The organism is Reyranella aquatilis, assembly GCF_020880995.1.
GTDB lineage: Bacteria > Pseudomonadota > Alphaproteobacteria > Reyranellales > Reyranellaceae > Reyranella > Reyranella aquatilis.
Genome location: NZ_JAJISD010000003.1, coordinates 164,869 through 177,622, shown reverse-complemented (window position 1 = coordinate 177,622; position 12,754 = coordinate 164,869). Strand labels below are relative to the sequence as shown.

Here is a 12,754-nt window from a genome sequence, read left to right as displayed (position 1 = left end):
CGCAGAGCCAGGGAGGGCCAGCACATGGCACGCAAGCCGAACTACGACTTCGAGCGTCGCGAACGCGAGCGTCTCAAGGCCATCAAGGTCGCCGAGAAGGCCGAAGCCAAGCGCGCCGCGCGCGAGCGCGCGAAGCTGGGCGAGGGCGGTTCCGGATCGAACGACGGCGAATCGGGGGCCGACAAGGGCTGACCCTACCGAAGCGCCGCCCATGCTATAGAGGCGCGGTGAAGATCGAAGCCCGCCAGGTCGAAGCGTTCCTGAAGAAGCCGGATCCGCGGATCCGGGGCGTCGTCGTGTACGGCAACGACGACGGGCTGGTTGCGGAGCGGGCCGTGGCGCTGGCCAAGACCGTCTGCGAGGACCTCAAGGACCCGTTCCGCGTCGTCGACATCGCCGGCGACGCGCTGAAGCAGGATCCGGCGCGGCTCGCGGACGAATTCGGCGCGATGTCCATGATGGGTGGCCGGCGCGTGATCCGCGTCCGGCCGGCGGGAGAGGAATCGGCCGCCGCTCTCGAGAATCTCGTGGCGGCCAGCGCCGGCGATGCGCTCATTATCGTCGAGGCGGGCAACCTGACGCCGCGCTCCAATCTGCGCACCCTCGCGGAAACCGAGGCCACGCTGGCCGCCTTGCCCTGTTACATGGACAACGACGCCGCACTGGAAGGCTTGGTCGAAAGTGCCGCCCGCGCGCAGGGCATGACCGTCGAGCCCGACGCACTGGAGTGGATCGTCGAGCGGCTGGGCGGCGATCGCGGTCAGACGCGCGGCGAAATCGACAAGCTGCTTCTCTACAAGGGCACCGACAGCGGCAGGACGATCTCCCTGGAAGATGCGATGGCCGTTCTGGGCGACACCGCGTCCATCGGCATCGACGACGTGATCGCCGCGACGTTCGACGGCGATCTGGTCGGTCTGGACCGGGCTCTCGACCGCGTCTTCGCCGAAGGCGGCAATCCTATCCAGCTGGTGCGCTCCCTGCAGCGACACGCCGACCAGCTGCATCTCGTCTCGGGACACGCGGCCAAGGGCGGCAACCTCGAAGGCGCGATGTTCAAGGCGAGGGGGCTGCCGCGCGGCGGACCGGTGCGACAGCGGTTCGAGCGCCATGTGCGCGCTTGGCCGCTCACGCGGCTGAGTTCGGCGCTCACGGCCATTCTCGAGGCCGAGATCGAGTGCAAGCGAACGGGCCTGCCCGACGAGGCGATTGCCCGCCGGCTGTGTCTCCGCCTCAGCCAAGCCGCGCGGTCGGCGAAGGCGCGCCGCTAACGCGGGGTCTTGCCGGTACCGGCAACCAGCGGAATGGCAGCCTGCGGCGACAGGACGAGGAAGGTGAAACTCTCCTCGATGTAGAGCCGCACGCGCTCGGCATCGTGATCGAGATAGCCGATCGAGAAGTCCTGACCGACCGTCAGTTCGAAATCGCCGCCGCGCAGCGAGATTACCAGGCCGCCGTCGAGGCCCGGCGCCGCATAGACATGACCGTCGATCAGTCGCTGCACGTGGCTGAGGATCGGATAGCCGCCATCGGTGCGCGAGGTCAGGTCCTTGTAGAGTTGCTCGCTCAGCACCATCGCGAACGGGCCGTCGACGCCCTCGTCGCGCAGCTTCTTCAACGCCGCGGCGACGGCATCGGGATAGTCGGCGTGGCTAGTTCCGAGCGCAACGGACTGGCCGCTCTGCGCTTCGCAGATGCCGGTGATCTGCGCCGCCTGGTAGCCGTGGAAGATCGCGCGGTCCTCGGCAATGGCGATCTCGCGCGCCGCATCCGTCACCGAATCGAGATCCGGGTCACGCGCGCCGCGGTCGATGGCGTCGAGTTCGGCGCGACTCACTTCGAAGGGAATGCGCAGTTCGACGAGCGGCTGGATGCGGCGCAAGAGAGCGCGCACGTTCTCGCCGCCGGGCGGCGAGGCGATCGGATCGGCCCGGCCGAGCTCTACGTCGGAAGCGCCCCAGCCCAGCGGACCCTTGAAGTCGACGACGCGACGCGCCGCAAGCATCGCGCGCAGCGTCCGGCGGGCTTCGGTCTCGATTTCTTCCCAGCCGGCCGGTGTGATGGGCGCGCGATCGCGGAAAAGATGATTCTTCATTTCTTGTTCACCTGACGGAGACTGCCGATCCCGAGGCTGCCGTCGGAATCCTGCTTGGCTTCACCACCGTCTTCCTTGCCCATCATGCTGGCCTCGATCTGGGTGACCGGGCCGTCCTTGAACAGGAAGGTTCGGAGATGCTCGTCCATCTTGGGATCGTTGCGGCGCAGCCATTCGAGCGTCATGGCCGCGTGCTCCTTTTCCTCGTCGCGATTGTGTTCGAGGATGGATCGCAGCTCCGAATTGGAAGTCGCCTTGGCGCGCTGGTCGTACCAGTCGACCGCCTCGAGTTCTTCCATGATGGAGGCGATGGCGCGATGGCGATCGATCACCTCGGCGCCGAGCTTATCGGGGTCTTCGTGCAGCGTTTCACTTGCCATGAGCAGGCAAACGCCGGGACACGGTGAAAGTTCCCGCGCGCGATGACGCCATCGCGGTATGAGCAGCGCAACGTGCCGACGTCCGAACGCGTTCCATCCCCCGACAACCTTCGAAGGAGATGCGCGTGCGCACGCTGGGACTCTTGCTGACGGTCGCGTCTCTCCTCGCGGGATGTGCCACCGTGCCGATGGCGGGGACGGGCGCCGACGCGGAAGGCAAGCGATTGGATCCGCCGCCGCCCGGCCGTTCGGCCCTCTACGTCTATCGAAGCTCGATGCTGGGAACCGAGGCGATCTTCAACATCGCCGACAACCAGCAGCCGGTCGGCGCGCTGGCGGACAGGACGTGGATCCGGGTCGATGTCGCGCCGGGCCCGCATGTCGTTGCCTGCAGCATCCAGAGCTATGCGCCGCTGACGCAGGACCCGGCACTGGCCGCCACGGTCAATCTCGCGCCGGGAGAGACGCGCTTCGTCGAGGCCGTGATCTGGCCGGGCCTTCCGCTCAACCCACGCTGCCGCACGACCGAGGTGGCCCCTGATCAGGGACGGGCGGCGGTCGCCGCCGGCAATCGCGCGATGGGCGCGGGCTGGTCGAACTGACAGGACGCGCTAGCGCCGCGTGAGCTTGTCGACCACCGTGTCGAGCTGGTCGAAGTCGCGGATTTCCAAGGTGAGAACGCTCTGCTCGCCGAGGCCGCGCAGCGTGAGATCAACCTTCAGGCCCAGCGCCTCCTCCAGCCGCTTCTCAAGCGCGCGCGTATCGGCCGTCTTGGGCGAGCCGCCGGCCGCGCCGGGCTTGCCCTTGCCTGCCCCGCCGCCGGCAAGGCCCTTGGCCTTTTTCTTGGTGTCGCCCGCCAGCCGCTCCAGATCGCGCACCGAGAGCTTTTCCGCGACCGCCTGTTTCGCCATGGCCAGCGGATCGGGCACCCCGATCAGGGCACGTCCCAGACCGGCAGTGAGCTGTCCGTCCCGTACCATCTCTTGGACTGCGGGCGGCAGGTCGAGCAGGCGGATCGTATTGGCGACATGCGGGCGGCTGCGGCCCATCATCCGCGCAATGTCTTCCTGGGTGTGCTTGTACTCGTCGATCAGGCGCTTGTAGCCCTGCGCCTCGTCGATGGCGGTGAGGTCGGAGCGCTGCAGGTTTTCAACCAGGCCGATCTGCAGGGCATCCAGATCGTCGATCGTGCGGATGACGACCGGCACATCATGGAGCTGGGCCTTCTGCGCCGCCCGCCAGCGCCGTTCGCCGGCGATGATCTCGTAGGAATCGGCCGCGTCGCGCAGCGGGCGCACAAGGATGGGTTGTAGAAGACCATATTCCTTGACCGATTCGACCAGCGCCTCGATGCCCTCGAAGCTGGTGCGCGGCTGCATCTTGCCGGGCTTGAGCTGGCCGATCGGCAGGGTGATCGGCGTGCGGTTGGCCGCGGCCCGGGCCGGCTCGCCGCCGTCGGCCGATGCGGCCGGCGCCGAGACCGTTGGCGCCGAAGACGACGCGGTCGGCACCGCCGCGGGCGGGGCGGGCGCGGTCGGCGTGACGGCGGAGGCGACTTCGTCATCGCCGAGGAGGGCGGACAGGCCGCGGCCGAGACCGCGCGGTTTCGGGGGCTGGCTCATGGGACAATCGCCTGTTCTGCTGCGAGGCGCCGGCGGCGGATGAACTCGCTCGCCAGCAGGATGTAGGCCTGCGATCCGGCGCAGGCATTGTCGTAGATCAGCACCGGCATGCCATGCGAGGGCGCCTCGGCGATGCGGACGTTGCGCGGGATCGTCGTGCCGAAGACCAGCTCGCCATAGTGAGCGCGCACGTCAGCCACGACCTGCTGGCTGAGAGTCATGCGGCGGTCGACCATGGTCAGGACGACGCCGAAGATATGCAACTTGGGATTGAGTCGCTTCTTGACCCGCTCGATCGTGTTGCCGAGCGCGCCGATGCCTTCGAGGGCCAGGAACTCCGCCTGCAGCGGGACCAGCACCGCATCGACGGCGACCAGGGCGTTGAGCGTGACGAGACCGAGGGAGGGCGGACAATCGATCAGGACGATCGTCCAGCGATGGCGGGCGTCGTTGCCCGGTGCGGCCAGCGACTCGGCCAGGCGATGCTCGCGGCGCTCCAGGTCGATCAGTTCGATCTCGGCCCCGGCGAGCTGGCCGGCCGCCGGCATGACGTCGAGGCCCGGAATCTGCGTCGCGCGCACCGAAGAATCGAGCGGGTTCAGGCCCAGCAAGAATTCGTAGGAACCAGGTGAGCGCTCACTACGGGATATCCCTAGTCCCGTGGAGGCGTTTCCCTGGGGATCAAGGTCTATCAAAAGGACCTTCTCACCGACCGCCGCCAGAGCGGTCGCGAGGTTGATCGCCGTCGTGGTCTTACCGACCCCGCCCTTCTGGTTGGCGATCGCGAAGATCTGTGGGGCCGTAGGGGCCGATTCGGAGGATGACGGCATCACGATCGGTCACGCTTGCAATGGCTTCGCAGGTAAAATCCCATCTCTTCCTGGCCTCGTCCACCTCTGCCTGCCACTCTTTGCCCTTATGGAACAGACAAATACCGGTATCCAATCTGTGGCGGTCCGCCCAGGCCAGTAATTGTGCCAGCGGTGCCAGCGCACGCGCCGTGACGATTTCCGCCCGGACGGGTTCGGCGACCTCGATGCGCTTGATCACGAGCCGAGGAAGTTTCTCCAGACCCATTTTCCGGCTCGCTTCGCCGAGGAAGGCCGCTTTCCGGGCATCGGATTCGATGAGGGTGATGTCGAGGTCGGGACGCATTGCGGCGATCACAAGGCCCGGAAAGCCACCTCCGCTTCCGAGATCGGCGAGGGTCTTGGCCTCGGCAGGGATTTGACGCACGACCTGGGCAGAATCCAGGATGTGGCGCTTCCAGGCGCCCTCCAGGGTGTTTCGTCCCACCAGGTTGATGGCCTTCTGCCATCGCTCCAGAGTCTCGACGAGAGTTTCCAGCCGGGCTCGTGTTTCACGTGAAACATCCGCGAGCGGGTCCATGTCAGGCGGCGCGCCGGCGGACATGCTTCAGGAGAGCGACCAAGGCGGCCGGGGTGACGCCTGAAATGCGGGCGGCTTGGCCGAGGGTAGCCGGTCGGTTGGCTTCCAGCTTCTGGCGGACTTCGGTCGAGAGACTACCGATGGCGCCATAGTCCAGATCGGTCGGGAGTGCCAAAGCTTCGTCGCGCCGATAGGCGGCGATGTCGCCCCGCTGACGGGAGAGGTATCCCTCATAGCGCGAATCGATCGTCAGTTGCTCCGCGACCTCCGGCGAGATCGCCGCGAGTTCGGGCCAGAGGCCGACGACCCGGTCCCAGTCGATTTCGGCGTAGGCCAGGAGATCCAGCGCCGACCGGGGAACACCATCCTGGTTGATTGCAACGCCGCGCTTGGCCAGGGCGGAGGGGGTGATCTTCAGACCTTGCGCCAGAGCCCGCGCCGCCTCCAGGGTCTCATGTTTCACGTGAAACATCGCAGCGCGTTCGGCACCCACGCACCCGGCGTCCAGTCCGCGCCGCGTGAGGCGCTGGTCGGCATTGTCGGCGCGCAGCCACAGGCGATACTCCGCTCGGGACGTGAACATGCGATAGGGCTCGGTGACGCCCAGAGAGACCAGGTCGTCGACCAGAACGCCGATATAGCCATCTGCGCGGTCGACAACGAACGGCTTGGATGCCGCCGCATTGACGCCGGCGACAAGCCCCTGGGCTGCCGCTTCCTCATATCCGGTGGTGCCGTTGATCTGACCGGCCATGTAGAGGCCGGGGACGCGGCGGGTTTCGAGGGTGGCCTGGAGTTCGCGCGGATCGATATGGTCGTACTCGATGGCATAGCCCGGCCGGATCATCTCGGTCCGCTCCAGACCCGGAATGGTCTGCAGCATCGCCAGCTGGACCTCCTTGGGCAGCGAGGTCGAGATGCCGTTCGGATAGACGGTGAAGTCGTCCAGTCCTTCCGGTTCCAGGAAGATCTGGTGTCGGTCTCGTTGGCCGAAACGCACGACCTTGTCCTCGATCGACGGACAGTAGCGCGGACCCACGCTCTCGATCTGGCCGGAATACATCGGCGCCCGATGAAGATTGGCGCGGATGATCTCGTGGGTCGCAGCGGTGGTCGTCGTGATATGGCAGGGGATCTGCGGCGTTGTGATCCTCTGCGTCAGATACGAAAACGGCCGGGGCGGGTCGTCGCCGTCCTGCCGCTCGAGCGCACCATAGTCGATCGTCCGACCGTCGAGCCGCGCCGGCGTGCCGGTCTTCAGCCGCCCCAGCTTGAAGCCCAGCCGATCCAGCGTGCGGGCCAGCGCCGTGGAAGGCTCCTCGACCCCGTCGCCGCGGACGCGACCGGCGGGAATCTTGGTTTCCCCCATGTGGATCAGGCCGCGCAGGAACGTGCCTGTCGTCAGGATCACACGCCCAGCGCCGATTTCCGCACCAGACTCCGTGACCACGCCGGCACACGCGCCACGTGTATCCAGAATTATGTCTGCAACCGACTCGGCGCGGATTTCCAGCCCGGCCTGCTCGGCCAGCAGGTCCTGAACGGCCTGCCTGTACAGCTTGCGGTCGGCCTGGGCGCGCGGTCCGCGCACCGCAGGGCCCTTGGAGAGGTTGAGGGTGCGGAACTGGATACCGCCCCGGTCGATGGCCCGGCCCATGATGCCGTCCAGCGCATCGATCTCGCGGACCAGATGGCCCTTGCCCAATCCGCCGATCGCCGGATTGCACGACATCTCGCCGATCGTCTCGACCCGGTGGGTGAGCAAAAGGGTGCGCGCGCCCATCCGCGCGGCTGCTGCCGCGGCCTCACAGCCGGCATGGCCACCGCCCACCACGATCACGTCGTATGAAAAGGCCCGCATGGGCGGCCTTTTACGCCGCCCGGTCGGCCATGGTCCAGTTATCCTCAGGCCGGCCTAGACGATTCCCTCGAGATGGCTCGTGTCATTCAGGAAGCCGACCCGCACATCCCCTCCCGCGAAGATCTCGATCTCGCTGAGGCCGCACGGATCCTGCGCCAGCTTCCAGTAGGCCGAGAGCGGCTGGTCGAGAAGCTGCAGCAGCAGCGCCCGGTTCACGCTGTCATGACCGACCAGCACCACCGTCTCCTCGCGGTGCCGCGCCATCATGAGACGCAAAGCGTCCGACGTCCGCGCCACGACGTCCTGCAAGGATTCCCCGCCGGGAAAGCGCACCAGATGCGGCGCCTGTCGCCACAGCCGATAGGCATCCGGCGCTTCCTTCTCGACCTCCTCATGCGTGCGCATCTGCCACGCGCCGTAGTCGATGTCGCCCAAACCCTGATATACCTCTGCGGGAATCCCGCATGCCTCTGCAACCCGGTTACCGGTCATGATGCATCGCTGCATCGCGCTGGTGTAGACGGCAGCCGGCTTCCATTGCCGAGCGATGCGCTTGGCCAAGGCGTCGGCCTGCGCCAGTCCGCGCGCCGTCAGCGGCAGTTCCGCACGGCCGCGGAAACGGGCGGGCCGGATGCCGTCGACGTGACCGTGGCGGGTCAGCAAAATCCGGGTCATGCCGCCAGTCTATCGCACGCGCCGGCGCCGACCGCTGGAAATCGGCTCCGGCGCGCTCAAGTCGATCGGCGTCCCGCCTTGACGGTCGGAAGGCGCTTGCCTTACGGGGTTGGGATCGACGGTCCTCCCTAACCGGAGGCGAACAGGGAATGCCGTGCCGCCTCCCCGGAGGCCAATCGGCAGCTGTACCCGCAGCTGTGAGCGGCGAGCGAGAGCCCACATGTCACTGGACGCAAGTCCGGGAAGACGGGCAGGAGCTTTGACCCGCGAGCCAGAAGACCTGCCGGCGATAGCGTCGCTCTTCCGATGGACGGGATGATCCAGCGGGACGGTCAACCGAGCGGTGACGCGCCGAGTGCGAGCCGTGGGGGAGATCCGTCGATGACGCCGATCCGTCGAAACTTGCTGCAAGTCCTGGCCGGTGGCGTAGCCTTGTCCGCCGTGACCGACGCCATCGCCGCCTCGACCCGCACGATCGCGCTCCTCCATCTGGCGCCGCGACCCGGCGAGATCGCGGCCAACCGCCATTCCATCGAGCAGGGCGCCCGTCAGGCCGCCGCCCGCGACGCACGTCTCGTCGTCACGCCGGAGCTGGCCGTCAGCGGCTACGGCTTTCGCGACCTCATCGGGACCGGCTGGATCGCCGAAGGCCAGGCCGACCTGTTCGCCTGGGCCGGCGCACTGGCGCGCGACATCGGCGCCACGCTGGTGCTGGGGACGCCAGAGGCGACGTCCGATGCGCTGTTCAACAGCATGATCGTGTTCGCGCCCGACGGCCGCCTGACAGGCCGGCATCGCAAGATCAACGCATTGCGCGTTGGGTCGGAATCCTGGTCGACGCCGGGCGATCGACCGACGGTGATCGCCGTCGACGGCATCGGCCGCGTCGGGTTCTTCGTCTGCGCCGACATGTATTCGCCACGGCTGGTCGACGAGACCGCCGCGCAAGGCATCGACCTTCTCCTTTCGTCGGCCGCCTGGGCGCCCGGCCTCCACGGTCCGAGCGGCGAATGGGAGCGCGCCTCCTCGACCACGGGCCGGCCTGTCCTCGTCTGCAACCGCACGGGATGCGACGCGCTGGACTTCGATGCCGCCTGTTCGGTCGCCGCGGTAAGCGGTGCGATCGCCTTTTCGCACGCTTTCCCCCAGCCGGGGCTCGCCCTGGTCGACTGGGCGCCGGACGCGCGCCGGCTGGCCAACTGGCGCGTCGAGACGGTCCCTCGCGCATGAGCGTCGTCCGTACACTGATCTGTGTACTTTGTGCCGGGCTGCTCGCCACCGGCAACGCCGCCGCACAGGCGCCACAACGCGTCGTGACGGTCAATCTCTGCCTCGACCAGATCGCGATGCGTCTCGCCGCGCCCGGTCAGCTCGTCGGTGTGAGCTATCTCGCGCGCGATCCCCGCATCTCGGTGCTGGCGGATCGCGCGGCTTTCATCCCCACCGTGCGGGCGACCGTCGAATCGATCCTCGCCCTGCGGCCGGATCTGGTGATCTTCGACCGCGATTCGCACGCCACGCCGAAGCGCCTGCTGCGCGGCGCCGGCATCCGCATCCTCGAAGTGCCGTGGGGCGCCTCGATCGACGACGCCGAGACGATCGTGGACCGCATCGCCGTCGCGCTGGGCCGCGCGGAAATCGGACAGGTACTGATCGCCGACATGCGCCAGCAGAAGCGCCTGCTTGCCTGGGCCGGCGCCCCGGTCGGAACCGCGATCGTGCTGGATGCCAATCGCGGCACGGCCGGCAAGGGCAGCCTGATGGACGAAATTCTTCGTCTCGCGGGCTTCCGCAACCTCGCGGCCGAACTCGGGGTGCCGGCCTATGGCCGACTGTCCCTGGAACAGGTACTGGCCAACCAGCCTGGCCTGCTCGTCCTCGACGGCGCGGCCAACGCCAGCCCGGCGCGCGCCACCGAATTCGTCGACCATCACGCCCTGGCGGCGCTGGCCGGGCAGAGCCGGCTGTTGTCCCTGCCGAAGAAGCTCACTCTCTGCGCCGGACCCGAGAATTTCGACGCGATCCGTCTTCTGGCGGAGGCGCGACCGTGAACCGGTGGCTGATCCTGCTGGTGACCGGGCTCTATCTGCTGTCGCTCGCCGTCGGCCCGGCCTGGTGGCCCTGGCGGCTGGGAAACGAGGTCGGCTGGGCGATCGTCTGGGAACTGCGCGTGCCGCGCGCCACCCTCGGCCTGCTGATCGGCGGCGCACTCGGCCTCAGCGGCGCGGTGCTGCAGGGCTGGCTGCGCAACCCGCTGGCCGAGCCCGGCGTGATCGGTGTCTCCGCCTGCGCCGGCTTCGCGGCAGTCTGCGCCTTCTACAGCGGCCTGGCCGCCGCCTTTGCGCTGGCCTTGCCGCTGGCCGGGATCGCGGGCGCCGGCATCGCGGTCGCCCTGCTGATGAGCGCGGTCCGGTCGGGCACCGGCACGGTGTCGCTGCTGCTGATGGGCGTCGCCATCAACGCCATCGCCGCCGCCCTGATCTCGCTGGTGCTGGCCCTGTCGCCCAACCCCTTCGCCTATCAGGAGATCTCGCTCTGGCTGGCCGGCTCGATCGTCGACCGAGACCTGCGCTACCTCGCCATCGCTGCGCCGTTCATGATCGCCGGGGCGGCGATCGTGCTGGGCGCGGGTCGCTGGCTCGATGCGCTGTCGCTGGGCGAGGACACCGCGCGCAGCCTGGGCGTCGACACACGCTCGCTCGGGCTGAGGCTCACACTCGGCGTCGGGCTCATGGTCGGCGCCGCCACCTCGGTCGCCGGCGTAATCGGCTTCGTCGGCCTGATCGCACCGCACCTCGTGCGCGCACGGGTCGATTTCCGGCCCGGCGCGACGCTCGTGCCCTCGATGCTGGTCGGCGCCGCCCTGGTCCTGGTGGCCGACATCGCGGTGCGCCTCCTGCCGACGGCCTACGAACTCCAGCTTGGTGTCGTCACCTCGCTGGTCGGCGCGCCGTTCCTGGTGCGCGCCGTCCGCAGGGCCCGCGCCGCCTGGCTTGCCGCATGAGCGCGATCGAAGTCCGCGGCCTGGTCAGCCGGCGGGGAGAGCAGGAAATCCTCTCGGGCCTGGATCTCGCCTTCGCATGCGGCGAGGTCACCGCGATCGTCGGCCCGAACGGGGCGGGCAAGACGACCCTGCTGCGCCATCTTGCGGGACTGGACCAGCCCGCCATGGGCCGGGTCGAACTGGAGGGCGCGCCGCTGGCGGGGATCGATCCGGGTGCGCGCGGCCGCCGAATCTCGTTTCTCGCGCAAGCCGCATCGGCCTACTGGCCGCTGCGGGCGCACGACGTGGTGGCGCTCGGCCGGCTGCCGCATGGCGCCGATCTCAGCCGACCCGCCCGGGCCGCCGACACGCAGGCCGTCGAGCGCGCGCTGCACCGGGTCGATGGCAGCGCCCTGGCGCATCGCTCGATCGATACGCTTTCCCAGGGTGAACGGGCCCGCATCATGATGGCCCGCGCCCTGGCGACCGAAGCGCCCGTGCTGCTGGCCGACGAGCCGGTCGCCAGTCTCGACCCGGCCTTCGCCTTGCAGGCAATGGAAATCCTGCGGGCCGAAGCCGCCCGCGGCGCCTGCGTGATCGTGGTGCTGCACGATCTCGGCCTGGCGGCTCGCTTCGCCGATCGTGTGATCGTCCTCGCCAATAGAGTCGTTGCCGCCGACGGCCCGCCTGCCGCCGCCCTTGCGGCAGATGTCATCGATGCCGCCTACGGCGTCGGCTTCCACCATGTCCTGGTCGACGGCGTCATGCAGCCCGTCGCCTGGGAGCGGCGACAGTAGCGATCGAGCGCGCCACTGGAGGGCGCGCTCCAACAACTCTAAGCCGCGCGCTTGCGCGATGTTGTCTTCTTGCGCGCCCGCGTCTTGGCCTTTGCGGCCGGCTTCGCCTTCTGTCGACCGTGCGCCTCGAGAAAGCGATCGGCCTTGTCCCGCGAGGGACCGCCACCGCCCTTGAGGCTCTTCTTCAAGGCCTCCATGAGATCGACCACCTTCTCCTCGTCCTGCTCCGGCGCCTCGGAGACGACGGGCTGGCCCTTCTTCTTCTTCGCGATCAACTCGCGCAACGCGTCTTCGTAGCGATCCGTGAAGCGCGACGGATCGAACTTGGCATCCTGCTGCTCGATGATCTTCTCCGCGATCTGCAGCATGCGGCCGTCGGGCTTGGGCAGGCTGCGGTCGAACACCTGCGATGTCGCGCGAATCTCGTCGTGGCTGCGCAAGGTCGTGAGCAGGATGCCCTTGTCGCGCGGCTCCAGCGCGCAGATGCGCTCGCGCTGGTGCATGACGACGCGGCCAAGCGCCACCTTCTCCTGCTTCGCCATGGCGGCGCGGATCACAGAATAGGCTTCGATGCCGGTCTTCCCCGAAGGTGCGAGATAATAAGGCTCGCCCCAGTAGATGCGATCGATCTCGGACGCGTCGACGAATTCCTCGATGTCGAGAATGCGCGTCGATTCCAGGCGCACCGCGTCGAGCTCGTCCTTGTCCAGCAGCACATACTTGTTCTTCGAGACCGCAAAGCCCTTCACCAGGTCGGCGCGATCGACGGGATCGCCGGTGCCCGCATCGACCGTCTGCATACGGATGCGGTTGTTGGTCTTCGGGTTGATGAGATTGAAATGGATGTCGGCGCTGTGCTCTGTCGCGGTGTAGAGCGCGACGGGGCAGGTGACGAGCGAGAGGCGCAAATGGCCCTCCCAGGTCGGTCGCATCGCTTTCTGCTTGGCCATGT

At 67.9% G+C, this 12,754-nt stretch carries 15 protein-coding genes and 1 riboswitch; of the genes, 7 read left to right on the top strand and 8 right to left on the bottom strand.

From position 1 onward, the window contains the following. Positions 1 to 24: 24 nt before the first annotated feature. Together LJ725_RS08995 and holA are read left to right on the top strand one after the other, a co-directional pair. On the top strand, positions 25 to 192 hold the full coding sequence (locus LJ725_RS08995) for a hypothetical protein (RefSeq protein WP_230550319.1): 168 nt from the start codon (positions 25 to 27) through the stop codon (positions 190 to 192). A 35-nt stretch (positions 193 to 227) separates the two neighbouring features. Beyond that, entirely contained in the window at positions 228 to 1,271 is a 1,044-nt protein-coding gene (gene holA, locus LJ725_RS08990; RefSeq protein ID WP_230550318.1) for a DNA polymerase III subunit delta, read from the top strand. Here holA and LJ725_RS08985 read toward each other — a convergent pair. After that, positions 1,268 to 2,095, bottom strand: coding sequence for a family 1 encapsulin nanocompartment shell protein (locus LJ725_RS08985; RefSeq protein WP_230550317.1), 828 nt, complete (start codon positions 2,093 to 2,095; stop codon positions 1,268 to 1,270). The genes holA and LJ725_RS08985 overlap by 4 nt on opposite strands. Then, the gene (locus tag LJ725_RS08980) at positions 2,092 to 2,475 is read right to left on the bottom strand and encodes a ferritin-like domain-containing protein (RefSeq protein WP_230550316.1); all 384 of its coding nucleotides are present in this window, start codon (positions 2,473 to 2,475) and stop codon (positions 2,092 to 2,094) included. The genes LJ725_RS08985 and LJ725_RS08980 overlap by 4 nt, the downstream gene beginning before the upstream one ends. Positions 2,476 to 2,600: 125 nt before the next feature. Between LJ725_RS08980 and LJ725_RS08975 the strand changes: the two genes are divergently transcribed. Further along, positions 2,601 to 3,077 carry a hypothetical protein gene (locus LJ725_RS08975; RefSeq protein WP_230550315.1) on the top strand — a complete coding sequence of 159 codons (477 nt, stop codon included), beginning with the start codon at positions 2,601 to 2,603 and terminating at the stop codon, positions 3,075 to 3,077. 9 nt (positions 3,078 to 3,086) lie between these two features. On the opposite strand, the gene LJ725_RS08970 is transcribed toward LJ725_RS08975, so the two are convergent. The 5 genes from LJ725_RS08970 to LJ725_RS08950 are packed head-to-tail and all read right to left on the bottom strand — an operon-like array spanning position 3,087 to position 8,022. Then, positions 3,087 to 4,097 carry a ParB/RepB/Spo0J family partition protein gene (locus LJ725_RS08970; RefSeq protein WP_230550314.1) on the bottom strand — a complete coding sequence of 337 codons (1,011 nt, stop codon included), beginning with the start codon at positions 4,095 to 4,097 and terminating at the stop codon, positions 3,087 to 3,089. Further along, complete coding sequence (locus LJ725_RS08965; protein ID WP_230550313.1) at positions 4,094 to 4,927, bottom strand: ParA family protein; 834 nt, start codon at positions 4,925 to 4,927, stop codon at positions 4,094 to 4,096. The genes LJ725_RS08970 and LJ725_RS08965 overlap by 4 nt, the downstream gene beginning before the upstream one ends. Next, positions 4,851 to 5,486, bottom strand: coding sequence for a 16S rRNA (guanine(527)-N(7))-methyltransferase RsmG (rsmG, locus tag LJ725_RS08960; protein ID WP_230550312.1), 636 nt, complete (start codon positions 5,484 to 5,486; stop codon positions 4,851 to 4,853). Before rsmG ends, LJ725_RS08965 begins: the two co-directional genes overlap by 77 nt. A gap of 1 nt (position 5,487) precedes the next feature. Continuing rightward, the gene (mnmG, locus tag LJ725_RS08955; RefSeq protein WP_230550311.1) at positions 5,488 to 7,347 is read right to left on the bottom strand and encodes a tRNA uridine-5-carboxymethylaminomethyl(34) synthesis enzyme MnmG; all 1,860 of its coding nucleotides are present in this window, start codon (positions 7,345 to 7,347) and stop codon (positions 5,488 to 5,490) included. Positions 7,348 to 7,401: 54 nt separating this feature from the next. Next, a complete protein-coding gene (locus tag LJ725_RS08950; RefSeq protein WP_230550310.1) occupies positions 7,402 to 8,022 on the bottom strand; it encodes a histidine phosphatase family protein in 621 nt (206 codons plus the stop codon). A 102-nt stretch (positions 8,023 to 8,124) separates the two neighbouring features. Next, positions 8,125 to 8,324: riboswitch (cobalamin riboswitch) on the top strand. A gap of 79 nt (positions 8,325 to 8,403) precedes the next feature. Between LJ725_RS08950 and LJ725_RS08945 the strand changes: the two genes are divergently transcribed. From LJ725_RS08945 to LJ725_RS08930, 4 genes are read left to right on the top strand one after another with little or no spacing between them, the layout of a single operon-like run. Continuing rightward, positions 8,404 to 9,252, top strand: a complete 849-nt coding sequence (locus LJ725_RS08945) for a carbon-nitrogen hydrolase family protein (RefSeq protein ID WP_230550309.1) — start codon at positions 8,404 to 8,406, stop codon at positions 9,250 to 9,252. After that, positions 9,249 to 10,073, top strand: a complete 825-nt coding sequence (locus LJ725_RS08940; RefSeq protein WP_230550308.1) for an ABC transporter substrate-binding protein — start codon at positions 9,249 to 9,251, stop codon at positions 10,071 to 10,073. The genes LJ725_RS08945 and LJ725_RS08940 overlap by 4 nt, the downstream gene beginning before the upstream one ends. Continuing rightward, positions 10,070 to 11,026, top strand: a complete 957-nt coding sequence (locus LJ725_RS08935; protein ID WP_230550307.1) for a FecCD family ABC transporter permease — start codon at positions 10,070 to 10,072, stop codon at positions 11,024 to 11,026. Before LJ725_RS08940 ends, LJ725_RS08935 begins: the two co-directional genes overlap by 4 nt. Next, a complete protein-coding gene (locus LJ725_RS08930) occupies positions 11,023 to 11,802 on the top strand; it encodes an ABC transporter ATP-binding protein (RefSeq protein WP_230550306.1) in 780 nt (259 codons plus the stop codon). Before LJ725_RS08935 ends, LJ725_RS08930 begins: the two co-directional genes overlap by 4 nt. A gap of 38 nt (positions 11,803 to 11,840) precedes the next feature. On the opposite strand, the gene ku is transcribed toward LJ725_RS08930, so the two are convergent. Then, entirely contained in the window at positions 11,841 to 12,752 is a 912-nt protein-coding gene (gene ku / locus LJ725_RS08925; RefSeq protein ID WP_230550305.1) for a non-homologous end joining protein Ku, read from the bottom strand. Positions 12,753 to 12,754: the final 2 nt, after the last annotated feature.